This window comes from Arthrobacter sp. YC-RL1, assembly GCF_001454985.1.
Classification (GTDB): domain Bacteria; phylum Actinomycetota; class Actinomycetes; order Actinomycetales; family Micrococcaceae; genus Glutamicibacter; species Glutamicibacter soli.
The window spans coordinates 3,149,753-3,173,458 of record NZ_CP013297.1 but is presented as its reverse complement, the minus strand read 5'-3'; the positions used below and the strand labels follow the sequence as shown (position 1 = coordinate 3,173,458).

24 protein-coding genes, 1 pseudogene and 1 riboswitch are annotated in these 23,706 nt (G+C 62.2%); of the genes and pseudogenes, 10 read left to right on the top strand and 15 right to left on the bottom strand.

Translation table 11 applies throughout. The features are described 5' to 3' along the window. Positions 1–95: 95 nt before the first annotated feature. Positions 96–659 (bottom strand): recombinase family protein, encoded by a 564-nt coding sequence (locus ATC04_RS14680; protein WP_047118381.1) that lies wholly within the window; start codon positions 657–659, stop codon positions 96–98. 27 nt (positions 660–686) lie between these two features. Here ATC04_RS14680 and ATC04_RS19460 point away from each other — a divergent pair, with 27 nt between their 5' ends. Then, positions 687–965 (top strand): hypothetical protein, encoded by a 279-nt coding sequence (locus ATC04_RS19460; RefSeq protein ID WP_152666786.1) that lies wholly within the window; start codon positions 687–689, stop codon positions 963–965. Positions 966–1,317: 352 nt separating this feature from the next. Here ATC04_RS19460 and ATC04_RS14675 read toward each other — a convergent pair whose 3' ends face one another. The 3 genes from ATC04_RS14675 to ATC04_RS14665 all read right to left on the bottom strand — a co-directional run bounded on the left by ATC04_RS14675 (position 1,318) and on the right by ATC04_RS14665 (position 3,700). Further along, the gene (locus ATC04_RS14675; RefSeq protein WP_052772258.1) at positions 1,318–1,554 is read right to left on the bottom strand and encodes a flavin reductase; all 237 of its coding nucleotides are present in this window, start codon (positions 1,552–1,554) and stop codon (positions 1,318–1,320) included. Positions 1,555–1,629: 75 nt separating this feature from the next. Next, positions 1,630–2,670: a methionine synthase gene (locus ATC04_RS14670; protein WP_047118382.1), complete on the bottom strand. Its 1,041-nt coding sequence runs from the start codon at positions 2,668–2,670 to the stop codon at positions 1,630–1,632. A gap of 37 nt (positions 2,671–2,707) precedes the next feature. Next, on the bottom strand, positions 2,708–3,700 hold the full coding sequence (locus tag ATC04_RS14665) for a putative oxygenase MesX (protein ID WP_047118604.1): 993 nt from the start codon (positions 3,698–3,700) through the stop codon (positions 2,708–2,710). A gap of 122 nt (positions 3,701–3,822) precedes the next feature. Between ATC04_RS14665 and ATC04_RS14660 the strand changes: the two genes are divergently transcribed. The 5 genes from ATC04_RS14660 (at position 3,823) to ATC04_RS20050 (ending at position 8,543) form a co-directional block, all read left to right on the top strand. Next, positions 3,823–4,764: a LysR family transcriptional regulator gene (locus ATC04_RS14660; RefSeq protein ID WP_047118383.1), complete on the top strand. Its 942-nt coding sequence runs from the start codon at positions 3,823–3,825 to the stop codon at positions 4,762–4,764. Between the two features lie 221 nt (positions 4,765–4,985). Continuing rightward, positions 4,986–5,076, top strand: a riboswitch (SAM riboswitch). A 140-nt stretch (positions 5,077–5,216) separates the two neighbouring features. After that, on the top strand, positions 5,217–6,533 hold the full coding sequence (locus tag ATC04_RS14655) for an aminotransferase class I/II-fold pyridoxal phosphate-dependent enzyme (RefSeq protein WP_047118384.1): 1,317 nt from the start codon (positions 5,217–5,219) through the stop codon (positions 6,531–6,533). After that, positions 6,530–7,735, top strand: coding sequence for a cystathionine gamma-synthase (locus ATC04_RS14650; RefSeq protein ID WP_047118385.1), 1,206 nt, complete (start codon positions 6,530–6,532; stop codon positions 7,733–7,735). Before ATC04_RS14655 ends, ATC04_RS14650 begins: the two co-directional genes overlap by 4 nt. Before the next feature lie 163 nt (positions 7,736–7,898). After that, positions 7,899–8,231 (top strand): hypothetical protein, encoded by a 333-nt coding sequence (locus tag ATC04_RS14645; RefSeq protein ID WP_147407226.1) that lies wholly within the window; start codon positions 7,899–7,901, stop codon positions 8,229–8,231. Positions 8,232–8,417: 186 nt separating this feature from the next. Continuing rightward, positions 8,418–8,543, top strand: a complete 126-nt coding sequence (locus ATC04_RS20050; protein ID WP_286158850.1) for a hypothetical protein — start codon at positions 8,418–8,420, stop codon at positions 8,541–8,543. 66 nt (positions 8,544–8,609) lie between these two features. Here the strand turns inward: ATC04_RS20050 and ATC04_RS14640 are convergent, their stop codons facing one another. Beyond that, entirely contained in the window at positions 8,610–9,698 is a 1,089-nt protein-coding gene (locus ATC04_RS14640) for a hypothetical protein (RefSeq protein ID WP_152666787.1), read from the bottom strand. A gap of 790 nt (positions 9,699–10,488) precedes the next feature. Between ATC04_RS14640 and ATC04_RS14635 the strand changes: the two genes are divergently transcribed. Continuing rightward, positions 10,489–11,352, top strand: coding sequence for an AraC family transcriptional regulator (locus ATC04_RS14635; RefSeq protein ID WP_047118605.1), 864 nt, complete (start codon positions 10,489–10,491; stop codon positions 11,350–11,352). Positions 11,353–11,372: 20 nt separating this feature from the next. Here ATC04_RS14635 and ATC04_RS14630 read toward each other — a convergent pair whose 3' ends face one another. From ATC04_RS14630 to ATC04_RS14615, 4 genes are all read right to left on the bottom strand, one after another. Continuing rightward, positions 11,373–11,891 carry a gamma carbonic anhydrase family protein gene (locus tag ATC04_RS14630; RefSeq protein ID WP_047118388.1) on the bottom strand — a complete coding sequence of 173 codons (519 nt, stop codon included), beginning with the start codon at positions 11,889–11,891 and terminating at the stop codon, positions 11,373–11,375. 39 nt (positions 11,892–11,930) lie between these two features. After that, positions 11,931–12,773, bottom strand: coding sequence for a formyltetrahydrofolate deformylase (purU, locus tag ATC04_RS14625; protein ID WP_047118389.1), 843 nt, complete (start codon positions 12,771–12,773; stop codon positions 11,931–11,933). Between the two features lie 78 nt (positions 12,774–12,851). Continuing rightward, positions 12,852–13,361, bottom strand: coding sequence for a hypothetical protein (locus tag ATC04_RS19455; RefSeq protein ID WP_152666788.1), 510 nt, complete (start codon positions 13,359–13,361; stop codon positions 12,852–12,854). A 230-nt stretch (positions 13,362–13,591) separates the two neighbouring features. Further along, positions 13,592–14,644, bottom strand: a complete 1,053-nt coding sequence (locus ATC04_RS14615) for an NAD(P)/FAD-dependent oxidoreductase (protein ID WP_231735993.1) — start codon at positions 14,642–14,644, stop codon at positions 13,592–13,594. Positions 14,645–14,845: 201 nt separating this feature from the next. Here ATC04_RS14615 and ATC04_RS14610 point away from each other — a divergent pair, with 201 nt between their 5' ends. Continuing rightward, positions 14,846–15,712: a bifunctional methylenetetrahydrofolate dehydrogenase/methenyltetrahydrofolate cyclohydrolase gene (locus ATC04_RS14610; protein ID WP_047118391.1), complete on the top strand. Its 867-nt coding sequence runs from the start codon at positions 14,846–14,848 to the stop codon at positions 15,710–15,712. Between the two features lie 90 nt (positions 15,713–15,802). On the opposite strand, the gene ATC04_RS14605 is transcribed toward ATC04_RS14610, so the two are convergent. From ATC04_RS14605 to ATC04_RS14590, 4 genes are all read right to left on the bottom strand, one after another. Beyond that, the gene (locus ATC04_RS14605) at positions 15,803–17,200 is read right to left on the bottom strand and encodes an MFS transporter (RefSeq protein WP_052772260.1); all 1,398 of its coding nucleotides are present in this window, start codon (positions 17,198–17,200) and stop codon (positions 15,803–15,805) included. A gap of 87 nt (positions 17,201–17,287) precedes the next feature. After that, a complete protein-coding gene (locus tag ATC04_RS14600) occupies positions 17,288–18,520 on the bottom strand; it encodes an FAD-dependent oxidoreductase (RefSeq protein WP_047118392.1) in 1,233 nt (410 codons plus the stop codon). A gap of 2 nt (positions 18,521–18,522) precedes the next feature. Beyond that, positions 18,523–18,846, bottom strand: a complete 324-nt coding sequence (locus ATC04_RS14595; protein ID WP_047118393.1) for a 2Fe-2S iron-sulfur cluster-binding protein — start codon at positions 18,844–18,846, stop codon at positions 18,523–18,525. A gap of 23 nt (positions 18,847–18,869) precedes the next feature. Next, entirely contained in the window at positions 18,870–20,132 is a 1,263-nt protein-coding gene (locus ATC04_RS14590) for a cytochrome P450 (protein WP_082123800.1), read from the bottom strand. Positions 20,133–20,243: 111 nt separating this feature from the next. On the opposite strand from ATC04_RS14590, the gene ATC04_RS14585 reads away from it, so the two are divergent. Together ATC04_RS14585 and ATC04_RS18950 are read left to right on the top strand one after the other, a co-directional pair. Further along, positions 20,244–21,164, top strand: coding sequence for a LysR substrate-binding domain-containing protein (locus tag ATC04_RS14585; protein ID WP_047118394.1), 921 nt, complete (start codon positions 20,244–20,246; stop codon positions 21,162–21,164). Positions 21,165–21,225: 61 nt separating this feature from the next. Continuing rightward, positions 21,226–21,357, top strand: a pseudogene (locus ATC04_RS18950) (bifunctional methylenetetrahydrofolate dehydrogenase/methenyltetrahydrofolate cyclohydrolase); the annotation flags it as partial. 506 nt (positions 21,358–21,863) lie between these two features. On the opposite strand, the gene ATC04_RS14580 reads toward ATC04_RS18950, so the two are convergent. Then, positions 21,864–22,250 carry a hypothetical protein gene (locus ATC04_RS14580; protein WP_047118395.1) on the bottom strand — a complete coding sequence of 129 codons (387 nt, stop codon included), beginning with the start codon at positions 22,248–22,250 and terminating at the stop codon, positions 21,864–21,866. A 944-nt stretch (positions 22,251–23,194) separates the two neighbouring features. Continuing rightward, positions 23,195–23,533: a hypothetical protein gene (locus ATC04_RS14575; protein ID WP_047118396.1), complete on the bottom strand. Its 339-nt coding sequence runs from the start codon at positions 23,531–23,533 to the stop codon at positions 23,195–23,197. Between the last annotated feature and the right edge of the window lie 173 nt (positions 23,534–23,706).

Sequence of the window (23,706 nt, the reverse complement as noted above, 5' to 3'; positions counted from 1 at the left end):
GAAATGATGTCGCCAATTTACTGCCGGCATAATTTCTGGGACAGTTCACGCAGGATTGCTCGAAACTAGATGCCTTAACTAGCGCGTTCCATTTCTTAAGAAGTGATCTTTCTCAGCGCTCGGTACACGGTACTACGGCTGACGCCGAGCACTTCACCGATCTGCGCCACAGTCATGTCCTTCTGTTCGTAGAGTCTTTTGGCAGTGCGCAACTTATCGGAGGATAGGGAGGGCGGACGGCCTCCAGTGCGCCCGCGGGCACGAGCTGCTTGCAGTCCCGCATTTGTACGTTCGCGGATGAGGTCTCGTTCGAATTCGGCGAGAGACGCGAAGATGTTGAAAACGAGTCGGCCGCCGGAGGAGCTTGTGTCGATGTTCTCCTGCAAGGACTTGAACTCGATTCCTTGTTGTTGAAGCGAATCCATGTGGTTGATCAGGTGCCGGATGGAGCGGCCGAGACGGTCCAGGCGCCAGACCACGAGAGTGTCACCAGGGCGAATCTGGTCCAGGAGCTTATCAAGCTCTGGCCGTGACTCGAGGGCGCCGGAGGCGGTGTCAGTAAAGACGCGATAGCAGCCCGCTGCAGTGAGTGCGTCGTGTTGGAGTTGTGCGTCTTGGTCACCAGTAGAGACTCTGGCGTATCCGAGGAGGTGTCCCATGCGTATAAATGTATCAATACTCGTGCAATGGTCACTGTTTCGATGCATAGTTTATGGCATTGGGTTTTGCGACGAAACGCACCTAAAAATCTGTTGAGTTTTCAGCTGTTGAAAATTTTCGGCGAAGCCGACGGATGGATGTGTCATAAACGACCGTTTTTGATGTCCTGCAAAAGGAACGCTCTGCGGGACACCGCAGCCCGTTCCTTCCCACCGCTGTCCATCGTGATGTGTTCCAGCATTGGTAAGCTCTCAGGCGGACGCCACCACGGCATCCACTTGCTGGTGGGGATAGCGGTGTTCTGAACCGTCCCGGAAATCATGCCGTTAGTTATTTAGCGGCATTATTTTTGCGACGGTTCATACGCAAGATCTCCGCAGACACGAGGATTTTCTAGGACAGTGTTAGGGGATACTGATTGCGCTATTTGGTCATCCCGCTGTCGATGACGGAATGATCTCCCAGGTGGCGTCACGTCTAGTCGTGGAAGTCCAATGCATCGCCGGCCTCTCGCGATGCTTGATTGCGGGCAAAGTCGGATTTGATGGCGCAGGCAATGAACACCGTAGGTTCTCTTGCCTGAATATGTTTGACGATTTCGCAGCACAGCAATGCGCGTACGCGATCTAACACAGATTCGGCGCTACTCAGTTATGTTCAAATCTGTGCCTGGGCGAAGCAGCCGATGCCGCTGGTTGCGCTCAGTTGCGTTTCCTCTACGTCCCACATATAAAGAAAATGCACGATGAAGCAATGGCCAATGAAGAGCACTGCAGACGATGAAGAGAATCGAGCCACTGATAACAATTGCAACGGCAGCTGCGCGCTCACCGATGTCACCGACGACTTGGTCAGCGCCACCGGGCTCTGTCCTGCATCGGTGGTAATCAGCACGATGCCGCCGGAGCGCCCGCGAAAGAGCGCCTTGAAGTCTTCCGCGGGGGCAGCGACGGCTCCGCCACTGCGATTTTAGACGCGGGCGCCGACAAGCTCCTCGCGCAGCACAGCGGCCCCGGCGCTTAGCGCACTTAGCTTGGCCAGTGCCACATCACGGGGGAACGGCGCCATGCCGCAATTGGTGCTCGGGATGAGCTTGTCAGCATCCATGTACGCCAGCGCCTTGCGCAGGGTTTCCGCCACCTCGTCAGGGGTCTCGACCTGCTGATTCGCCACGTCGATGGCGCCGAGCATGACCCGCTTGCCGCGCACCAGCTCCACGACCTCCACCGGGACGTTCGAGTGGTGGGATTCCAGGGAAATGGTGTCGATGGAGGAGCGCTGCAGCAACGGGAAGGACTTCTCGTAATGGCGCCATTGGGTGCCCAAGGTCGCCTTCCAGTCGTTGTTCGCCTTGATGCCGTAGCCGAAACAAATATGCGCCACGGTCTCGGCCTTCAGGCCCTCGCAGGCGCGCTCCAGCGCTGCCACGCCCCAGTCGGCCACCTCGTCGAAGAACACGTTGAACGCCGGCTCGTCGAATTGGATGACATCCACGCCCGCGGCTTCCAGTTCCTTGGCCTCCTGGTTCAAGATGGCCGCGAACTCCCAGGCCAGCTTCTCGCGGCTGCCGTAGTAGCCGTCGTGCAGGGTGTCCACCATGGTCATCGGGCCGGGCAGGGTCCACTTGATCTGGCGGTCGGTCAGGGTGCGCAGGAACTTCGCATCCTGCAGAAAGACCGGGGCCTTGCGCTCCACCGCGCCGACCACGCTGGGCACGCTGGCCTCATAGCGGTCGCGGATCAGCACCGTCTGCTTGTTCTCGAAGTCAACGCCTGACAGGTGCTCAATGAAGGTGGTGACGAAGTGCTGGCGGGTCTGCTCGCCGTCGGAAATGATGTCGATCCCGCGCCGGGTCTGCTCCAGCACCGCGGCGCGCATCGCGTCCTGCTTGCCCTCGGGCAGCACCGCCCCCTCAAGCTTCCACGGCGACCACAGGGTCTCGGTTTCCGAGAGCCACGAAGGCTTGGGCAGGGAGCCGACGATGGAGGTGGGAAGCAGGGTGTTGGTCATAACTGGTCCTTTGAATTCGTGAGGTGTTCAGGGGCGCTTAGGCGGCGGGGACGGCGTAGCCGGCGGCCCACTCTTCGAGCAGTGCGCGGTTCGGGGTGATGAAGTGTTCTTCGGTGTACTTGCCCTGGCTCGCGCCCAGGCGGGTGCGTTCCTCGCGGTCATAGGAGACCAACGTGCGGGAGAAGTCCTGCACCTCCAGGCTCGGACGGTAGACCGCCGGGGCCGGGGAGTTCGCGTTGTAGATCTCCGGGCGGTAGATCTTCTGGAAGGTCTCCATGGTGGCAATCGTGCTGGCCAGCTGCAGGTTGGTGTAGTCGTTCAGCAGGTCGCCCCGGAAATAGAAGGCCAGCGGCGCGACGGAGCCGGCGGGCATGAAGTAGCGCACGCGCAGGCCCATCTTCGCGAAGTACTCGTCGGTCAGGGAGTAGTCGTCCTGCTGGTATTCCAGGCCCAGCACCGGGTGGCTGTTGCCGGTGCGGCGGTAGGTCTTGGAGGTGGAGACGCTGATGCAGATCACCGGCAGCTGCTCGAAGCGCTGGCGGTAGGCTTCCGAGTCAAGGAAGTGCTGGAAAAGCCGGCCGTGCAGCTCCCCGAAGTCCTCCGGGACCACCGGTTTGCCCGAGGCGTCGGCAGTTGCCGGCAGCAGCACGCTGAAGTCGTAGTCCCGCACATAGGAAGAGAAATTATTGCCCACGATGCCGTGGGTGCTCGTCCCGGTGTAGCGGTCCAGGATGCTGGTGTTCAACACCTCCAGCAGCGGGAAGTCCTGCGCCCCCTGTGCCGAGTCGAAGTGCACGTTGGCGGAGATGATTTCCAGCTTCAGCGTGAAGCGCTCGCCGTCCGGATTGTCCCAGTGCATCAGGGAATTCAGGCGCCGGTCGATCATCGTCAGCGCGTTGCCCAGGTTCTCCCGGCGGTTCTCGCCGCGGGCCAGATTCGCGAAATTCGTGGTGATGCGCGAACTCTCGGCTGGAGTGTAGTCCTGGTTGAAATCGGTGCTGGAAATGCTGAAGGTCAATGCGTCTGCCATGGCGGCCAATCTGTTGCTCATGGGCCTGGACAGGCCTGAATCAAGTGGATGCCTCAATCATGCAGGGCCTTTTTCGATATCGGGTAACTGGGGCTAACTATGGATTGATATAGACTCAGCCTATGGTTCAAAAGGCAAGCGGCTTGACGCTGCAACAGCTTCGCTACTTCACCACGGTCGCGACCGAGGGCTCGATCTCCGCGGCCGCTGACCTGCTCTACGTGGCCCAGCCGAGCATGTCTGCCGCGATGAAGGAGCTCGAAGCACGCCTGGGGCGCACGCTGCTGGTGCGTTCAGCCAAGGGCGTGACGCTCACCGTCGAGGGCGCTGAATTCCTGGGCTATGCCCGCCAGGTGCTCGAACAGGTGCAGCTGCTGGAGCATCGCTACCTGGGCCGCCCGCCTTCCCGCCGCCTGCTGGGCATTTCGACCCAGCACTACTCGTTCTCCGTGGATGCGTTCGTGCGCATGGTCCAGGCCAGCGGGGCCGAGGAGTACGAGTTCTCGCTGCGCGAGACCCGCACTGAGGAGATCATCGAGGACGTGCGCACGCTGCGCAGCGAAATAGGTATCCTCTACCGCAACGACTTCAACCGCAAGGTCATCGACAAGCTGCTGCGCGAATCCCGGCTGGTGTTCCACCCGCTGTTCCTTGCAGATCCGCACATCTTCATCTCGCGCACCAACCCGCTGGCATCCCGCCGGCGCGCCACCCTGGAGGACCTCGAGGACCTGCCCCGGCTGACCTTCGACCAGGGCGCGAACAACTCGTTCTACTTCGCCGAGGAAATCCTCTCCACCCTCTCCAGCAAGCGCGAGATCAGGGTCTCGGACCGCGCGACCATCTTCAACCTCATGATCGGCCTAGGCGGGTACACGATCTCCACCGGCATCATCAGCGACGAGCTGGACCCGTCCATCGTTGCCATCCCGCTGGATATCGACGAGCGGATCGAGATCGGCTGGATCGACCACGCTGCGATCCCGCTGACCGAACAGGCCCAGCGCTACCTTGAGGAAGTACGCTCGGTGGTCTCCGAGTTCGGCGTTCACTTGCTGGGCTGAAACGTCATAGTGAGTCTTCAATTCGTCCTCACGCGACACATATAAGCCCATAATTCCCGGAATTCAGGGGTTTTTGCCCCATTTAGCGCGTCACATGGGCCATACGGGGCATGGCCCAGCATGACGAAACCGCGACATATGACGGGCCGCGGCACTGCATTAAGCGCCGGCCGCGCCCCCGCTTGCGCCTGCCGGCACCGGTGGCCAACCATGGAACTACTTACCCATCTAGAGCGACTAAGAGATCTGGCTCGTCGACGTCGCAGCAACCATCGGGAAACCGAAAGGTGCTAATGCCAGGAACGATGGAGCAGCTCCGAGCCGCGTTATAAACCGCGGCGCTGTGCCTCGTACCGTGATGTCCAGGCCGGCAATCGGCCTGGCACCGGCGGTGCGCGGCACCGTGTTCGGTGCACTCTCTCGTGGACTACACAACGAGAAGGAGTACTGCCATGGCCCAGCCACGAGACCTCGCACAGCAGTCAACCGCGGCGATCCACGCCGGATACACCCCGAGCGGGGACTACCGACCGCTGACCGTGCCGCTGTATTCCTCCGCGGCCTACGAATTTCCCTCGCACGCCGATGCGGTGGAGAAGTTCGCGCTGCGCCAGTCGGGCTTCACCTATTCGCGCACCGGGAACCCCACGGTGTCGGTCTTCGAGCAGCGCGCCGCCGCATTGGAAGCCGGAGCCAACGCGGTGGCCACCGCCACCGGCCAGGCTGCCGTGGCGCTGGCGCTGCTGGCGCTAACCCAGGGACCCAAGCACATCATCGCCTCCAGCCAGCTGTACGGCGGCACCGTGGACCTGCTCACCGATTCATTCAACGACTTCGGCATCCGCATCAGCTTCGTGGACCCGGATGACCCGGCGGCATGGGAGGCCGCCATCGAGGAAGACACCCGCGCGTTTTTCCTTGAATCGGTCACCAACCCGCTGTCCACGCTGCCGGATTTGCCGGCGCTCAGCGAGATCGCCCACCGCCACAACATCCCGGTGGTCGTGGACAACACACTGGCCACCCCTGCAAACTTCCGGCCGCTGCTGCACGGCGCGGACATCGTGGTGCATTCGGCCACCAAGGCCCTGGCCGGCCACGGCCAGGTGCTCGGCGGCGTGGTCGTGGACTCCGGGACCTTCGACTTCTCGGACCCGGTCCGCTGGGCGCAGGTCGCCGCGCCGCGGGCCCGCTACGCCGGCACCTCGCTGCTCGAACGCTACGGGGCCGGAGCCTATTCCATGCTGGTGCGTTCCAAGTTCCTGCATGACTTGGGCCCGACCCTGCCGGCGGCCAGCGCCCATGGCATCCTGACAGGCATCGAGACGCTGTCCGTGCGCACCGCCGCGGCGCAGCAGAACCTGCTGCTGTTGGCAAACTTCCTGCAGGCGCACCCCGCGGTGGCGCAGGTGCACCACCCCAGCCGGCCCGGGCACCCGCACTTTGAGCGGGCCAAACGCTTCTTCCCGCGCGGCACCGGCAGCGTGCTGGCGGTGGAACTGCACGACGAGGCCCTGGTCTCCGCGTTCATCGACAGCCTGGAGGTGATTGTGCTGGCCGCCAACATCGGCGACACCCGCACCATGATCGCCCACCCTGCCACCATGACCCACTGCCGGCTCTCCGAAGCGCAGCTGGCCGACGCGGGCCTGAACCGCGCGGTGCTGCGGATCTCGGTAGGACTGGAAGACCCCGCAGACTTGATCCGCGACCTGGACCGCGCGCTGAATGCGGCCCAGGCCGCCACCCGAGAGGAGAGCTTCGCATGAGCGGCTTCAACACGCTGGCGGTGCACGCCGGCCAGGAAAAGGATCCGCACACCGGTGCGGTGATCCCTCCGATCTACCAGACCAGCACCTTCATCCAGGACGGCATCAACGTGCTGCGCGCGGGCCACGAGTACTCCCGCGGATCCAACCCGACCCGCAACGGGTTCGAAACCCAGCTCACCGCTTTGGAAGGCGGAGCCGCAGGCTTCTCCTTCGCCTCCGGGATCGCGGCGGAAGACGCGCTGCTGCGGGCGCTGCTCGCCCCGGGCGACCACATCGTGCTGGGCGCCGACGGCTACGGCGGCACCAACCGGCTGATCACCCGCCTGCACCACAAGTGGGGCATCACCGCCAGCGCCGTGGACATCACCAACCTCGATGCGGTGCGCGCAGCGCTGCGCCCGAACACCGCGCTGCTGTGGGTGGAAACCCCCTCCAACCCGCTGCTGGGCATCGCTGATCTGGCAGGCTGGGCCTCCGTGGCCGCGGAAGCCGGCGCGCTGCTAGTCGTGGACAACACCTTCGCCACCCCGTACCTGCAGCGTCCGCTGGAATTCGGCGCGCACGCGGTGGTGCACTCGACCACCAAGTACATCGGCGGGCACTCGGACGTGCTTGGCGGCGCGGTGATCGTGGGGGAGCACCTGCACCGCGGGCAGTCGCTGGCCGAGGCCGTGGGCTACCAACAGTTCGCCGGCGGCGCGGTGTCCGGGCCGCAGGACAACTACCTGGCCTCGCGCGGGCTGAAGACCCTGGGCCTGCGCATGGAACGCCACTGCACCACCGCCTCAACGCTGGCCGGATGGCTGGAGGACCGGCCGGATGTCACTCGTGTCTACTACCCGGGGCTACCCGGGCATCCAGGACACGAGCTCGCCACCCGGCAGCAGCGGGACTTCGGCGGGATCCTCTCGCTGCAGTTGGCTGACGAGGCAGCCGCCCGCGCCTTCGCCGAGTCTATGGAGCTCTTCCAGCTCTCGGTGTCGCTGGGCGGGGTGGAATCCCTGGTCTGCTATCCGCGGGAAATGACCCATGCGTCGTTGATCGGCACCCCGCTGGAAATCCCTGCGAATCTGGTGCGGCTGTCGGTGGGCATCGAGGAAGCCGACGACCTGTTGGGCGACCTGGAACGCGGGTTCGCTGCAGCGGCAAAGGCGTCCAGGGCCGGCAGTATTCAGCACCAGAGCTTTGCTACCGCTTGATCTGCCGTCAGAAGATTGTCCGGTGGTCTTCCGCACCGGAAAGCTCGCGTCGACGGCAAATCGTTGGCACGGCTCAGTTAATTCTCTCCTGTGGTGCGCGCCATGCACGGAATACTGGGTTCCAAATGCGATGATCTCCGGTAACTGTGATTGGGGAACCAAAATGACAACTGCATTCCGGGAGCCGAACAGGTCGCAAAATCCAATGAAAACACTTGGCATCGCGGGTGCGGTGGACATGGTCGGTTTGAACATCACCGTGCTGGCCTTCTTTGCCTTGTGGCTGATTGCCGACAGCGCCGCCATTGGCCGCATGGAATCGGAATCCAGTATTGATCCGGGCCAGATGCTTCCGAACTCGGAATTGATGTGGTTGGCAGCGCACGGTTCCGTGCTGATGGTTGTCGTTCTGGATTTGCTGGCTATTGTGTTGCTGGTCAAGAACACAGGTGTCCTGCAGCATGCCGCCATGGAAAATAGGTCTCATGTCTCTTGAAGAATCCAATGACGTTGAAAGCCACTCGCGTGGGTACCGCAATCCTCAACGGAGGCCGGGGTAGGTCTGGGACGCTGAGAACGGCCAGCTAGCCATGTAGGGCGACCGGTTTACGGGCACCATAGCCATCCGCCGTTAGAGGTTCGGATGAGCGCAACGGACCCTCGGTAGTCCTAGCGTGGGTGTATGAAGCACATAACTCTGGAGATCATTAATGTAATTGATCTTCCTGCCGCTCCGATTTTCGTCACCATGTCGGTCGCTGGCGGCCTCGTGAAGTCCGAGAACGCCGTCGCCGTGGCCAATCCGTAGCTCACCGACCAGTGCCATCGAACATGAGTGACCTCTCATTCTTTGCGCGGTGGCAACACCTTGGAGCTAACGCCTGAGTTTCCTGATCGCCCAAGCTACTGTAGATCCAGCAAGGAATAGAAGCGCGGATGCTGTGAATAAGCGGGGGTAGGCAGAAGAATCCGGGACATCGGTCCTACTGCCTAGATCCGGCGTCAGTTCTCCTGCCACGTCTGCTGCAGGTGCTCTGCGATTCCGTCGGTTCTGGACAACTTTATTGAACACAGGGCCTATGGTTCCAACTAGCCAGATCAAACCACCCCCGGTGATACCGGCCGCTGCGGAGGCGAGGAAGAGCTTGCGCTGGACGTTTGTCTCCTCTTGCTGGTCGATGCCGGCTAACCGAAATCCCGCGCTGGTGTCAGCACTTCGAATGGGAAGCCTCCATGTGGGAGCAGTCGGGTCTACTACCTGTGGGCTTGAGATGGTCGGTACGTACTCGGCTGGGAGATCTCTGGGTTGGATGCTGACCACAGATTCAGTAGCTACCGACTGAATGTCCAGAAGGTCAGTGACAGCGGGCAATGTCATGGTAGCGATACGAGGGAAGGCATAGCGGTGATGGGATCCCGCAAAGGCTTCAGTGGGCGCAGACGTATTGCCTTGGAGAGACACAGCCCAGCCCATACCAGCTTCTCCGATGGTCGTATCCCGGAAATCCGTTGGCCAGATACGGGTCATAACGCAGTCGTCATCAATTGAAAATTCGAGTCCGATCCCACTTACCCTCGGATTCGAATCCGTCGGCGGTATCGGAGGCGCAAATCTGAGCTCTTCGCCGTTGCTCGTCTTGCGCAGATGAACGTCCTTCATCGCTCCACAAAACCCAACCATCAGCTCCCCGGCTTGGTCTGGCGGCACAGCAGCGGCGCTATCTCCTTTCAGGACCATGTCGAATTTAGTCAGGTTCGGAGAAGGGTAGAAGCGCAAGTCAATATCCACGCGGACGGGCGCCGATGCTGATCCATGCTTCACGCCGACGAAAATCGCACCGGGCATATTCAGCTTTGGGACGGAAGTGAGGGCTGGCTCAGAAAAGTGCCATGCTCCGAAAGCTGACAGGGCAGTCACGACGAGCGCTGCCACCATTTGCGTCTTTTCATACGTCTTCACCATCCAAGCAGTCTATGAGAACGCGCTTGATGTTGGGTCCTATTGGGTTGGGTACGTCATGACGTCGGAGTGATTGGCTTCCGCTCCTATGCTGAAGGGGGTCGTGTTACCGGCGGTATGCATCGCATGCCTCCTGCGAATGGGACGGCCCAGTTTATCAATCGATAACCGTCGGGAATGGTGGTCAAATGGGCCCCTACCGGCAGGCCAGATAGCGCCAGGGTTACAGAGATTTCCAGCCCGAAAGCGCCTGTGAAAGTACCCACGCGTGTGGTTTCTCAATTCTGTGTCATCGACTATCTCTGCGGTCGTAGCCATATGGAGGGGGAAACGATGCATCGGACGGTGACGGAGAATTTCAACATCTTAGGTCCGATCCGATTATCGTAGCCTTCAGTAGCGTAGTAGATAAAGCATTGGCTGGCGTCAGTCCATGATGAATTCATGGTAAGGCGTTTGGTGTTACCGGCATCAGAAGTCTTGTATTCCCTGGAGTGCAGGCTGGAGAAACCGGCCTGTGTCGGAAGCGCCGCGACGGTGAGGCCGCCGGTGGTCAGCGCTCGAGCGGCGGCAGGCATGGCAACACGTGCCAGATTTTGCAGTTCATGATGCCTCGCGGAACCGCCCCGGCGCGGGAAAGCCGGAACCGGCACGCAACACAACGTGCAGTGATACGCCCCGTACTGACTGCTGTCGCAAGCTGGTGCCATCGGACGACCTGATCTGAACGAACCGCAAAAGTCGGGCGTGACTATGCTTCCCCTCGGGATAGTGGATGGTGAAGGGTGGGAACATGATCGGAATTCTGAATCGGCTCATGGAGCAGATCGAACAGCACCTTGATGCCGAGATTGATTTCGGCCAGTTGCTGGCGGGCTCGGGTACCACCGTGTACCACGTGCGCCGCATGTTCTCTTCGCTGGCAGGAATGCCGCTGTCCGAGTACGTGCGCCGTCGGCGCATGACGGTGGCGGCTGCGGACCTGCTGGAAAGCCAGGATCTGCTGGGTCTTGCCGTGCGCTATGGCTACGGCTCGGCAGAGGCCTTCGGCCGGGCGTTCCGTGCGGTGCACGGTGCGGGCCCGGGCGATGTCCGCCGTGAGGGCGGCCCCCTTCGAAGCCAACCAATACTCAGGTTCAGCCTGACAGTCGAAGGGAGTGTCCCCATGGATGCCCGAATTGTTGAACGCCCGGAATTCAAGCTGGTGGGCCACGCTGCCCGTGTGCCGTTGATCCATGAAGGGGTCAACCCGCAGATCCAGGCCCATATCGCCTCGCTGCCGCTGGCCGAACATGCCAGGCTCAAGGAACTGGGCAACACCGAGCCGGCAGGCCTGCTCCAGGTCAGCGCGGATGTGGATGCAGACTACCGGGAGGGCACCGAGCTCACGTACCTGCACGGTGTCGCGATGCTGGATGGGAACGTGCCAGAGGACCTGGATGCCATCACGGTTCCCGCCGGGACCTGGGCGGTGTTCCGCACGTCGGGCCCCTACCCTGCGGCCTTGCAAAACGTCTGGGCTTCCACCGCTACGCAGTGGTTCCCGTCGAACCCGTGGCTGCTGCGCGAGGGGCCGTCCAGGGTGGCGGTGCTTGAGCGGTCCGAGGACTTCAGCACCGCCACCTGCGAGCTGTGGCTGCCCGTGGAACGCGGGTAGGGCAGCCGGCCCGCCGCGGATCAGGAATTGGCGACCAGATGCTTGGCGGCCAGGCCCAGATAGGTGTCGGCGTTCTTCTTCAGTCCGGCGACCTCTTCATCGGTCAGTTCGCGGCGCACCTTGGCCGGGACACCGGCCACCAGCGAGCGCGGCGGAACCTGGGTGCCTTCAAGCACCAGGGCACCGGCGGCCACCAGAGACTGCTCGCCGATGACCGAGCCGTTCATGATGGTGGCGCTCATGCCCACCAGGCAGCCGTCACCCACGGTGGCCCCGTGGACCACTGCGCTGTGCCCGACGGACACCCCTGCGCCCACGGTGCAGGGGTATCCGGTGTCGGCGTGCAGCACCACGTTGTCCTGCAGGTTGCTGCCTTCGCCAACGCGGATCGGCGCCGAGTCTCCGCGCACGGAAACGCCGTAGAACGCGCTGGAACGATCGCCCATCACCACGTCCCCGCTCAGGGTAGCGGTAGGGGCGGTGAAAACATCCTGGCCGACCTGCGGCGTATGGCCGTCGATGGTAATAATGTGATTCATGGCACCACTGTAATAGGGGCGGATAGGACCCTGCGACTATTACGAGAAGACGATGGTTCGCTGTCCGTCCAGCATGACGCGGTGCTCAGCGTGCCACTGCACGGCGCGGGTCAGCGTGCGGCCCTCGACGCTTCGGCCCAGGGCCACCAGCTGCTCCGGGGTGCGCGCGTGGCTCACCTGGGTGACTTCCTGGTCGATGATCGGGCCCTCGTCCAGATCCGAGGTGACATAGTGGGCGGTGGCGCCGATCAGCTTCACGCCGCGGGCGTAGGCCTGGTGGTAGGGCTTGGCGCCCTTGAAGGACGGCAGGAACGAGTGGTGGATGTTGATGACCCGACCCTCCATGCGCTGGCACAGTGAATCGGAGAGGATCTGCATGTAGCGGGCGAGCACCACGAGCTCGATGTCGTAGTCGTCAACCAGCTTCAGCAGCTCGGCCTCGGCCTGGGACTTGTTGGAGGGGGTGACCGGCAGGTGGACGAAGTCCACGCCGTAGAACTCGGCCATGGACTTCAGGTCCAGGTGGTTGGAGACGATGACCGGGATATCGATGGCCAGGGTGCCGGCGCGCTGGGCGAACAGCAGGTCGTTCAGCGCATGCCCGGCCTTGGAGCACATGATCAGCGTTCGGGTGCGTGCGGTGGTGTCGTCCACGCGCAGCGACATGTGGAACTCGTCCCGGATAGGAGCCAACGCCGCACGCACCTGCACCAGGGACTGCTCGGTTGCCACCTCGATGCGCATGAAGAAGGTTCCGGACTCGGGGGACTCGTATTGCTGGGACTCGGTGATGTTGCAACCGGCACCCAGCAGACCTCCGGAAATGGCATGGACGATGCCGGGACGATCTACGCAGGACAGGGTGACGGTGTACTTGTTCATGCATTGAGGTTAACCGTCTAACGCCCTGCATGCACATTCGCCGCCTACGGTTACGTCTTCCGGCGTCCCGTGTTGCTGCTATTTGTCTGCTTCGTCAGGCGAATCGGCGAAGATAGTCACCCAGATATCGGTGCCATCAGCCACCTTGACGGTGACGGTTTGGCTGGCAGCCGGGTCACTGATGTCAAACAACCCTGCGGCTCCGCCGTTCAGCGAGCAATCACTCGAGACCTCCTTGCCGCCTACGCCGTCGAGGGAGGCAGACCATTTGCCGGTGCCCGAGCACTGGACGGCTACGCCCAGGTGGGAGTATCCCGGGGGCATCGGTTCTACGTCGAAAGAAGTGGTGCCCGCACCGGCAAGCTGCTGGCGAATCTCTGATGACGGGCTGCCGTTCTTGAGCACCGAAGCCTGGGCTTCGAAGATATCGGAAGTTTTTGGTGCGCTTTCCGGGCTTGCGCTGCCGGCAGTGGGGCTTGCCCCAGTTGTCGTTTCACCGGCTGGATCTGCCTGACCGGTGCAGCCAACTGCGGCAACGCTCAAGAATACGAACAATGAGAAAGCACTAGCCTTCCTGAGATTTTTCATCTCAGGAGACTACAGTCGGGAACAATTAAAGTCGATCGTTTGCAGAAATAAGACAACAGCACAGAATGCACACGGCCATCCAGCTACGCCGCGTCATCGGCTTGCCGGGCTGGGAACCTGTTCGACGCTGTGCGTGGAGCGACGAATCAGGGTTTGTAGCATCTTCAGACGGGGCATACGCGGGGATTCGGACACGTGCTCCGCCCCGCATACGCCGGTGAGGTTCCCGACTAGGCCGGAACTGCCGCCAAGAACTTGCTGGCTGCCACCGCTGCCTTGTGCCCGGCGCGGGTAGCACCCAACGTGGAGGCCGAGGCACCGTATCCCACGAAGTACATACCCGGAAGCTCAACCGCGCTGACCGAATCCTCGGCGATCAGGATGCCGCCAGCTTGCGTGTGCAGATGCAATGGGCGCAGGTGGTCGTGAGCATGGCGGAATCCGGTGGCCCAGAGGATGGCGTCGATTGGCTCGGTGCTGCCGTCCTCGAAGTGCACGCTGTGCGGGCCCAGGAAGTCGATCTTTCCACGGGAAACCAGCGCGCCGGAGTCGATGGCCGCCTGCATCACCGGGTTCAGCATCAGTCCGGTGGCGCCCACCACCGACTTCGGCGGCAGGCCCGCGCGGGTGCGCTCGTTGACCTCGCGCTCCACCTGGATGCCCCAGTCGGCGCTCGGCGTGCGCCAGTCCGGCTCGGAGCGGGTGGACCACAGGGTGTCCACGCCGGCAGCGCGCAGCTGCACGATGAACTGGGTGGCGCTCGCGCCGCCGCCCACCACCAACACCCGCTGGCCGGCGAACTGCTCAGGGCCGATGAAGCCATTGGTGTGCACCTGCGGGCCGTCGAATCGGCCCGGGTAGCTTGGCCAGTTGGGGTTGGTCCAGGTGCCGGTCGCGTTGATGATGCTGCGCGCCTGCAGCGTGCTTCCGTCGGCGAGCTCGACCGTGAAGATGCCGTCCTCGTGGGTGACCGCGCGGACCTCGGCATTATGGCGCACCGGCAGGTTCTTCTCCCGCTCGTAGGCGCCGTAGTATTCGGAGACGACCTCGGAAGCCGGACGCGTCGGGTCCTGGTTATCGAAGGGGAACTCGGGCAGCGAAGCCACCGCGTGGGTCTTGCCCAGGGTCAGCGTGCGCCAGCGGTGCTGCCAGGCACCGCCCGGACCCGGATTGGCATCCAGCACCACGTAGTCCTCCCAGGGCTTCAGTCCCCGGCGCTGAAGATGGAATGCGGCGGACAGTCCCGCTTGCCCCGCACCAATCACGATGTTCTGGTAATACACTGCTGCCTCCTTACCCGTGTAACCGGTTCCGCAGGACCTTCATTCCGCGTGAGGCGGTTGTCACACGGGCTATGGCTGGGCATTGGATAGAATTGAACCCGTGACTGGCGTTTGGTGGACTACCACCGGGGAGCTAATCGTGGGAGCCGCGCGCCTGGGTTCGCACACCACCTGCCTTGGCAACAGGGCCCCTACGGAAGGATGAGCGTGAGCGCACGCATTCTCGACGGCAAGGCCACCGCGGCCACCATCAAGCAGGAACTGACCGAGCGCGTTGCCAAGCTGAAGGCCGCCGGCCACAGCACCGGACTGGGCACCATTCTGGTCGGCAACGATCCTGGCTCGGCCTGGTACGTGGGCGGCAAGCACAAGGACTGCGCCGAGGTAGGCATCGAATCCATCCGCGTGGACCTGCCGGAGGAAACCACCCAGGACGAGCTGCTGGCCAAGGTGCGCGAGCTGAACGAGAACCCTGCCTGCACCGGCTACATCGTGCAGCTGCCGCTGCCCAAGCACATCGACCAGGACGTCATCCTGGAAGCCATGGACCCGGCCAAGGACGCCGATGGCCTGCACCCGATGAACCTGGGCCGCCTGGTCGCCAACGTGAACCGCCCGATGGCCTCCCCGCTGCCCTGCACCCCGTTGGGCTGCGTCGAGCTGCTGGCTCGCCACGACATCGACCTGACCGGCAAGCACGTGCTGGTGGTCGGCCGCGGCGTGACTATTGGCCGCCCGGTCGGCCTGCTGTTGACCCGCCGCGACGTGAACGCCACCGTCACCCTGGCGCACACCGGCACCACCAACCTGGACGAGCTGCTGGCGCAGGCCGACGTGGTCATCGCCGCCGCCGGATCGGCCCACATGATCAAGACCGCCAAGCCGGGCGCCATCCTGCTGGACGTGGGAGTTTCCCGCGTTGACGGCAAGGTCACCGGCGATATCGACCCGGCCCTGTACGAGGTTGCCAGCTGGATCTCCCCGAATCCGGGCGGCGTGGGCCCGATGACCCGCGCGATGCTGCTGAACAACGTGGTGGAAGCCGCGGAGCGCAACGCCGCGAAGTAGACGCGAAAAAACCAAAACCGACAGCCCGCCAGTGAATTACTGGCGGGCTGTCGGCTTTCTAGTATGCGCGCGCGGCGGTCTTTCCTGGACCTACAGCGCGTCCTGGGCTACGGGTTGCGCCGCGGTGCGCTTGTCGAATACCAGCGCCCCCACTTCCTGCTCGGCCTGGTTGCTGATGGACAAGTCGATGCCACTGCGGTCGCGGACCAGCGAAACCGCAACCAGTGAGATGGCGGTTAGCCCGATCAGGTACCAGGCCACCGCGTCCGTGCCGCCGGTCGCCTGCACCAGGGCGGTGGCGATCATCGGGGCGAAGGCACCGCCCAGGATCGCACCGAAGGCGTAGGAGATCGAGACTCCGGAGAAACGCACCGAGGCGGGGAAAAGTTCGGAGTACAGCGCCGCCTGCGGACCGTAGGAGAAACCGAGCCCGACCGCGAACAACGCAAAGGCCAGGTAAAGCAGCGGCAGGCTTGCGGTGTTGACCAGCCAGAACAGCGGGAAGATGCACAGCAGCTGGCTGACGAAACCGATCTGGTAGGTCCGCTTACGGCCGATCTTGTCGGCCACCAAGCCGGAAAGCAGAGTGAAGACGAACCACATGACTGCGCCGAAGGACACGGCCAGCAGCACCTGGGTCCGGTTGAAGCCGACCGGACCTTCCGGATCGGTCATGTAGGCCTGCAGGAACCCGCCAGTGGTCATGTAGCCAGCGGCGTTGTTTCCGGCGAAGACCAGCGCGGCGATCAGCACCAGCAACCAGTGCTTCTTGAACAGCACGACGATCGGTACCCGGGTCTGGGCCTTCTTCTGGGCGATTTCCTCGAACACCGGCGACTCGTCGACCGAGCGGCGGATGAAGTATCCGACTATGACCAGCACGAAGCTCAGCAGGAACGGAACACGCCAACCCCAGGCCACGAACTGCTCGCCGGGGGAAATCACGCCGGTCATCAGTGCCATCATGGCCGAGGCCAGCAGCATGCCCAGCGGAACACCCAGCTGCGGGTAGGCGCCAGCCCGACCGCGGCGGTTCGTGGGCGCATGCTCAACTGCCATCAGCACGGCGCCACCCCATTCGCCGCCCGCCGAAATACCCTGCAGGATACGCAAGAGCAGCAACAGGACCGGAGCGATGATGCCGGCGGTCTCATAGGTCGGCAGCACGCCGATGAGCGTGGTGGAGGCACCCATGAGTGTCAGCGTGAGCACCAGCATGGCCCTGCGGCCGATCTTGTCGCCGAAGTGACCGGCCAGGAATGCACCCAGCGGACGGAACAGGAAGGAGATGCCGACGCTGGCAAAGGAGAGCAGCAGGCCGATCTGCGAACCGGCGGGTTCGAAGAACAGGTGGGCGAAGACCAGACCAGCCGCGGTGGCGTAGATGAAGAAGTCGTACCACTCGATGGTGGTGCCGATGATGGTGGCAAAAGCGACTCGTCGCTGGCTGGCGGTGGCGCCGTGTTGCCGGGGAGGAACAGTACTCACGGGGTTACCTCTGATTGTGTGAACGAACAGTGCAAGTGCGAACCATCGGGCTCCTCGTGGGAGTGTCCGGTTCATGGCAGCCGTGGATCAGGCCGGGATCGGGGTGCTTCGGGCAAGCTCCTTCAAGGAGGCCGACGCTTCCAGCATGGACGTGGTGATTGGCGTCCCGCTGGAGAGGAGTTTTCGGGCGGAAATATGGTCCGCGGGACGGTTGACGGATTCCACGGCGGCCAGGACGCCGCCGCGGAACAGGGCGATGGAGAATTTGCCGGTTTCCGGCTCGCCCAGCAGCACCGCGTCATCGGTTGGCGCGGACAACCCGGCGATCTGCAGCCGGTGTTCGCCTTGGACGCTCCAGAACCAGGGAAGCTCGCGGTATTCGGTTGGCTGGCCGGTCAGGGTGAGCGCAAGCGCCCGGGCTTGGTCATTGGCGTTCTGCACGGATTCCAGCCGCGCTCGCTCCGAGGTCGCAGCCAGAGGGAAGTTTGCGCAGTCGCCCAGGGCGTAAATCCGTTCATCCGAGCTGCGCAGGAAAGCATCCACCAGGATGCCATTGTCGCAGGCCAGCCCCGAATCCGCCGCGAGCTCCGTATTGGGCAGGACGCCGATGCCGTAGACCACCAGGTCTGCCTCGTAACCATGTCCGGCAGTGGACAGGACCTGAAGATGACCATCTTGCGCTTCGATGCGCTCCACGCCTTCGTTGCAGCGCAGGTTGATGCCGCTGCCGCGGTGCGCCGCGGCAAACCAGACGGACAGCGGCTCGGATGCTGCGCGTCCCAGCGGGCGCGCGGCGAATTCCAGCACTGTGACCTCCAGCCCGCGCTTCCTGGCCGCAGCGGCGAACTCCAGTCCGATGAACCCCGCGCCGATGACTACCACGCGGCGCGCCTCGGCCAGCCGGCGCTGGAGAGTACGTGCATCATCCAAGGTGCGCAGGCCGTAAATTCCCGGCAGCTCGCTTCCGGCACAGCCAAGTGGGCGGTTGCGGGCGCCGGTGGCGATCACCAGGCGGTCGTAGGACAGCTGGGTGCCGGTGCTGAGCGTGACGATGCCGGCGGCCCTGTCGATGGATTCGACCCTTGCCCCCGGGATCAAATCGATATCGTGCTCGGCGTAGAAGCTTTCCGGGCGCAGGGCCAGGGGCCCGGACGCGGCATCCGCCGCAACGTAGTCCTTGGACAGCGGAGGGCGCTGATAGGGCAGTTCAGTTTCCTGGGTTATCAGGGAGAGCGGGCCCCGGTGTCCTGCCTCGCGCAGGGAAGCCGCCAGCTGCACTCCCGCGTGCCCGGCCCCAATGATGACGATGCGTGGTTCCATGGCTAGACCTGGTCGCTGGGCACGGTGACGCGCAGCTGCTGGGTGGCTCCACCGAGGCGGACCTGGCAGCCCAGTCGGCTGAATTCCGTGCGTTCTGCGGCTGTGCAGTCGAGCATTTCGTCTTCGTCCTCGGAGATGTCCGAAAGGCTTGCGGCATCCTCCGGCGCGACATAGACATGGCAGGTGGCGCACATGGCCTGTCCGCCGCATTCGCCGACGATTCCGGCAATGCCGTTGGAGACTGCGGCGCGCATGATGTTGCAGCCGTCAGTGACCTCGACCTCGGTAGCGGTGCCGTTGGGCTGTTCGAAAATAATGGTTGGCATTGAAAGCTCCTATACGAATGTGGTTACGAATCCCAGATGACCGGCATCTTGGTCATGCCGCGGAAGACCCAGCCGGCATCGATGCTGGCCGACTGCGGATCCAGTCGAAGATTTGGAAGGCTGCGGAACACTTCGGGAAGCGCTATTTGCGCCACCTGCGCGCGGGCGATCCAGGTGCCGGCACAGAAGTGCACTCCGCCGCCGAAGGCCAGGTGAGGCTTCTTTTCCCGGAAGATGTTGAACTCCTCGGGATCGGTGAAGACCTTCGGATCGCGGTTGGCCGCGCCGAGCACAACACCCAGACGCGCCCCGGCAGGCAGCTTGATGCCCTCCAGCACGAGATCCTGCGTGGTTTCGCGGGGATACATTCCGATGGGTGCCACCCAACGCACCGATTCCTCGAAGGCACGTGAAAACAGGCCCGGGTCCTCCAGCACTGCATCCAGCTGTTCCGGGTTGGAGAGCAGGGCCCACACTGTGGTGGCCAGGACATCGCGCGGTTCGTTGAGCCCGCCCCCGATGGTCATTTTCAGATTCGCTCGGATGGCTTCCAGAGGGATGGGCAATGACGCCAGATTCGAAAGCAACGACCGGTCCGGATTGGCAGCGAGGTAGGGGAGCATTTCATCGATGGCGGCGTCAACTTCCGCCGAGGATGCGGCAGCCTTGGCCCAGACCTCTAGATCATCCGCGTAGTTGCCTGTCCCGTCGATCAACGTCTGGCTCCAGCGCTGCATGTCCGCCTGCGTGGAATTGTGGAAGCCGCAAATGAGGCGAAGGTTCTCCGCGGTGTAGGGGGCCGCGTAGTCCCATACAAAGTCGGCACCGGGGCCCTTGGCGACGAGCTGAGCCAGGTACTTTTCGTTGTTGGCAGCGAAGATGTCGTTCCAGTGCTTCTTGATGGTGGCCGGGCGAAGGGTTGCGCCGTAGGAATCGCGGTCGACCTGGTGCTCCGGGTTGTCCTTGCGCAGCATTGAATGACCCATCGAACGCTTCATCAAGGAATTGCGTTCGTCGGCGGAGAAGAGCGCCTCGTTTTGCTCGATTTCGTGGCATGCGCTGTACGAAGTCACCATGTACCGGTTCACTTCCGGTACCCAGTGCACCGGAGCTTCTTCGCGCATGCGCTTGTAGATCGGGAAAGGATTGGTGTAGAGGTCGGAGATTTTCACCCAATCCGCAACCGGAGCTTCGCGTCCTTCGCCAGTCGAGGTCTCGATAGCCGCGGGGACGGTCTGCGCTGACTGCGCCCCGGTGAACGGGCAGGTGGCCGGTGTCTGGCTCATGGGAATGTGCTCCTGGATTGAAAGGCTAACTTGGTATCAAGTGTGAGGCGGGACATAACCACGGGTAAAATGGTTATATTCGTTCAATATCCACGGTTCTAGTGAGGTTGCGTGCCGCGTTTTACCCTTCGACAGCTTGAATGCCTCGCCGCAGTCGGCCATGGCGGATCCATCGCGGCGGCAGCCGAGCAATTGAACCTGTCCGCCTCTGCAATCACAGGCGCGCTCAATGAACTGGAACGCATACTGAATACGCAGCTGACCATTCGTCGAAAAGCGCACGGGGTGAGCCTTACTCCTTCCGGCAAGTACGTGCTTGAAGAGGCCCAGGGAATTCTGCAGGCCTCCAGCGACCTACAGGAGATGGCCAATGGCGCAGGCACGCTGCTTGCCGGTCGGGTGCGGGTGGGCTGCTACTCTTCCCTCGCTCCCACCGTGCTGCCAGAGCTGCTGGCTGAATACAGTTCCAGATTCAACCAGGTGGAAGTCGACTTTTTTGCCGGGACGCAGCAGGAAATATTTCACCGGCTCGCCAACGGCATGCTGGACTTGGCCTTTGTCTACGACTTCGGCTTGCCCGAGGGAATCGAACGAACGGTTCTGTATACAACCGAGCCGAACGTGCTGCTTCCCTCGGACCATGAGCTCGCTCGGGCCCCCAAGGTTTCGCTGGCGCAGTTGTCGAAGGAACCGATGATTCTGCTGGATGTCCCGCCCAGCCGGGAGCACACCGAGGCACTATTCGAAGCGGCCGGGGTCAGCCCGTGGATCCGCTACCGAACTGCGGATTTCGAAGTCACTCGATCGATGGTCGCCAGGGGACTGGGCTACGCGGTCCTGGTTCAACGGCCTGCAGCAGATGTCTCATATGAGGGTTTGCCCCTCGCCGTGCGCTCGATCCATCCGGTGGCCAGGAAAGTACGCATCACCATGGTCCGCTCCCTTGCAGTGCAACCGTCCAAGGCTGCAACTGCCATGCACTCGCTGGCACTGGAACTGTATTCCACCAAACCTGCCCGTAGCTGCCTCTGAGCCGATACTGCTAGAGGGATAGCAGCGGTACGCCGGAAATCGGGCGTACACGGCAGGGTGCGGCGACATCGACCCGGCCCTGTACGAGGTTGCCAGCTGGATCTCCCCGAACCCGGGCGGCGTGCGCCCGATGACCTGCGCGTTGCTGCTGAACAACGTGCTGGAAGCCGCGGAGCGCAACGCCGCGAAGTAGAAGTCTCGGGGTGAAAGCCGGCGGACGCCCCCGAGCGGGACCGTCAGCCAGCATTCATCCACGATCTTGGCAGGGTCGAAAAAGTTCTCCCCGTTCAAGCCAATGAACTGTAAGAACTTGTAGCTCGGGATTGGACGAGGAGCGTCGAGGTCAGCCTCCCCTAAGGGCGATGCCTCGCATCCGCCTACTACGCATGGGCGACGTAGCTCAGACAATTCATAGGCCCTGAGTTGGGTCTTTGCTGTGGCTTGCCGGACTGGATTCGGGAGGGACGGCGATTTGAGAGCATGCATGCGCCGAAGCCGACTGGTGGATTCTTGTCGGCATAGTGATTATTGCGAACGTCGAGACGCTGGCCAGCCATCATGCTACTGGTGCCTGATGCTGGCAGGCGGGAGTCCAGCGGGTTAAACACTGAAGCATCCCACGGTGACTGCGGGATGCTTCAGTGCGAAAGGGCTTCTTTCAGTTATAAACAAGACCAGATTAACATCCAGTGGGGTAGCTCAGTTCATAAGGTCTGGATCATCCAGCGAACGTTCAGCATCCGGTTTTCCCAAGGCGCCCGGACGGGTGTTGTACGAGGTCTCGTAGTCCCTGTCGCTGCGCACATAGCACGGAATTTCAAAGGTGATCGCGCTGTGCGCCCAGTACCTGACCCGGAAAGTCCTCGCGCCTTCAGGCGTGCCTTTGGCAATGAACTGGCTCATCACTTGGCCCTTGGCTTCTACCGGTACATTCTCCAGAGCCGGATTTGGCACCGAGACGAACCAGAAGCTCAAGTCGTCGGCCCTGATGTCATAGATTGCAATCAGTACGGATCGTCCATGGACTGAAACGAGGCCCATCACATCATCAACGAGTTCGTGCGGCTCCGCCAGCACGATGGGCATTCCTTCCCTTCAGCCGTAGGAGGCGAGATGTACGCGGGCTTGGCGGGATCCGAGGATGTGTTTGACGTGATCGGCTGTTTGGGTTCGCAGTTCGTGGGTTGACATGGCTAACCTCCGCTCTGTAGCTCTTCCGGTATCTCCGAGGAACCACACCGCAATGAGTCAAAGTGGTTGTCCTGATGGCAAAGCAGGCCACGGATATTATCGCGGAGTGTCTTTTGGACTGTACGCGTCTTTCACTTTAATAGATACCCTTTGGTCATGGGCTGCAATGAATACCCCGTGAACATAGCGTTGGTATCCAGAGGTTGCCCAGACTCGAAATGCGCCGAGACCTTGGTCCTGGTAGTGCGAAGGCACGGAACAATGGCGTCTGCGGCGCAGGCGGACTCGCAGTAGGTAGCCGGACCAATTTGACCACGGAACGCGGGAATCTTGCTGCCCGTGCTCTTCGCAGGCTATCCATCTTACGGGACGCTTCGTCAGAGGCTACTCCGTACGACGGCACTGTCCAGATTGACGGTGGCACGGCTGGATCCCAAACCATTTCGACAGGCAGCCGTGCTGGAGCCCCGCAGCCGACCCCAGGCTCACACATTGGATACCTGCCGCGCTGGACCAAGCAATGCGCTGGACTCTCGGTCCGGGTCAATCCAAACGAGCCCAACTGGATTCGGAACATTTCAATCAGGCAGGCGGAATTGCACGATGTTCACGCCGAGGACTGGTACCCGCCGACTTGGATAGAGCCCATGGTGCTACACAAGAACTGGATGATTCCGACTGCGATCGAAGAGGGCGGGGCTTCGCCCGCAAGCATTTAGGGAGAGAACTCCGATCCCAGCCCGTGCCTAGCACCATGAACTGATCGATGGAGCAGAGCAAGAGCCGGAACCGAAGCTTGATTACCTCGAATTAGCAGAGTTGCCCGATGTTGGAGTCATTCAACGTGTCGGCAGTGAGTAGCGGGTAGACGGCGTACGCTGCGCTTGCATCTGCGGGCAGGACGGGATTAAGTGGGCCACCGCGGTGTGCTTCCAGAATTTCACGCGAAATTCCATCACGCGGGATGAGCCGAGTTCGTGGAAGAACTCCCCTGTGGTGCACTTGGAAGGTGACGGCTGCTTGACTTTCAGCGCTGGCTGCGGCGTCGTGACATAAAGCAGCTGCAGTTCCTCTGTCTCGGGGTTGATCATCGCTACTAGGACATCACGTCCGTGGATGGAAACCATGCCCATCGCATCGGTGAGTGATTCGTTCGGCTGGGTCATCACGATGGGCATGCCCGGCTCCCATCCATAATTCGACAGATGAGCTTTGCCTTCGCGGGTGGCGAGAAAATCAGCGACTCGGACAGCTGTCTGGGTTCTAGCGATTCGACCTGGCATTTAAGATACTTCCCTTTCCTGCACTGCTCATTTGATAAGTGATGAGGAGGTGGAAACCTCCGTAAGCG

Coding starts and splice junctions, on each gene's coding strand:
- ATC04_RS14680 (WP_047118381.1), bottom strand. CDS start 659: ATGGGACACCTCCTCGGATACGCCAGAGTCTCTACTGGTGACCAAGAC.
- ATC04_RS19460 (WP_152666786.1), top strand. CDS start 687: ATGGTCACTGTTTCGATGCATAGTTTATGGCATTGGGTTTTGCGACGA.
- ATC04_RS14670 (WP_047118382.1), bottom strand. CDS start 2,670: ATGACCAACACCCTGCTTCCCACCTCCATCGTCGGCTCCCTGCCCAAG.
- ATC04_RS14665 (WP_047118604.1), bottom strand. CDS start 3,700: ATGGCAGACGCATTGACCTTCAGCATTTCCAGCACCGATTTCAACCAG.
- ATC04_RS14660 (WP_047118383.1), top strand. CDS start 3,823: ATGGTTCAAAAGGCAAGCGGCTTGACGCTGCAACAGCTTCGCTACTTC.
- ATC04_RS14655 (WP_047118384.1), top strand. CDS start 5,217: ATGGCCCAGCCACGAGACCTCGCACAGCAGTCAACCGCGGCGATCCAC.
- ATC04_RS14650 (WP_047118385.1), top strand. CDS start 6,530: ATGAGCGGCTTCAACACGCTGGCGGTGCACGCCGGCCAGGAAAAGGAT.
- ATC04_RS14645 (WP_147407226.1), top strand. CDS start 7,899: ATGACAACTGCATTCCGGGAGCCGAACAGGTCGCAAAATCCAATGAAA.
- ATC04_RS20050 (WP_286158850.1), top strand. CDS start 8,418: ATGAAGCACATAACTCTGGAGATCATTAATGTAATTGATCTTCCTGCC.
- ATC04_RS14640 (WP_152666787.1), bottom strand. CDS start 9,698: ATGGTGAAGACGTATGAAAAGACGCAAATGGTGGCAGCGCTCGTCGTG.
- ATC04_RS14635 (WP_047118605.1), top strand. CDS start 10,489: ATGATCGGAATTCTGAATCGGCTCATGGAGCAGATCGAACAGCACCTT.
- ATC04_RS14630 (WP_047118388.1), bottom strand. CDS start 11,891: ATGAATCACATTATTACCATCGACGGCCATACGCCGCAGGTCGGCCAG.
- purU (WP_047118389.1), bottom strand. CDS start 12,773: ATGAACAAGTACACCGTCACCCTGTCCTGCGTAGATCGTCCCGGCATC.
- ATC04_RS19455 (WP_152666788.1), bottom strand. CDS start 13,361: ATGAAAAATCTCAGGAAGGCTAGTGCTTTCTCATTGTTCGTATTCTTG.
- ATC04_RS14610 (WP_047118391.1), top strand. CDS start 14,846: ATGAGCGTGAGCGCACGCATTCTCGACGGCAAGGCCACCGCGGCCACC.
- ATC04_RS14600 (WP_047118392.1), bottom strand. CDS start 18,520: ATGGAACCACGCATCGTCATCATTGGGGCCGGGCACGCGGGAGTGCAG.
- ATC04_RS14595 (WP_047118393.1), bottom strand. CDS start 18,846: ATGCCAACCATTATTTTCGAACAGCCCAACGGCACCGCTACCGAGGTC.
- ATC04_RS14590 (WP_082123800.1), bottom strand. CDS start 20,132: ATGAGCCAGACACCGGCCACCTGCCCGTTCACCGGGGCGCAGTCAGCG.
- ATC04_RS14580 (WP_047118395.1), bottom strand. CDS start 22,250: ATGCCCATCGTGCTGGCGGAGCCGCACGAACTCGTTGATGATGTGATG.
- ATC04_RS14575 (WP_047118396.1), bottom strand. CDS start 23,533: ATGCCCATCGTGATGACCCAGCCGAACGAATCACTCACCGATGCGATG.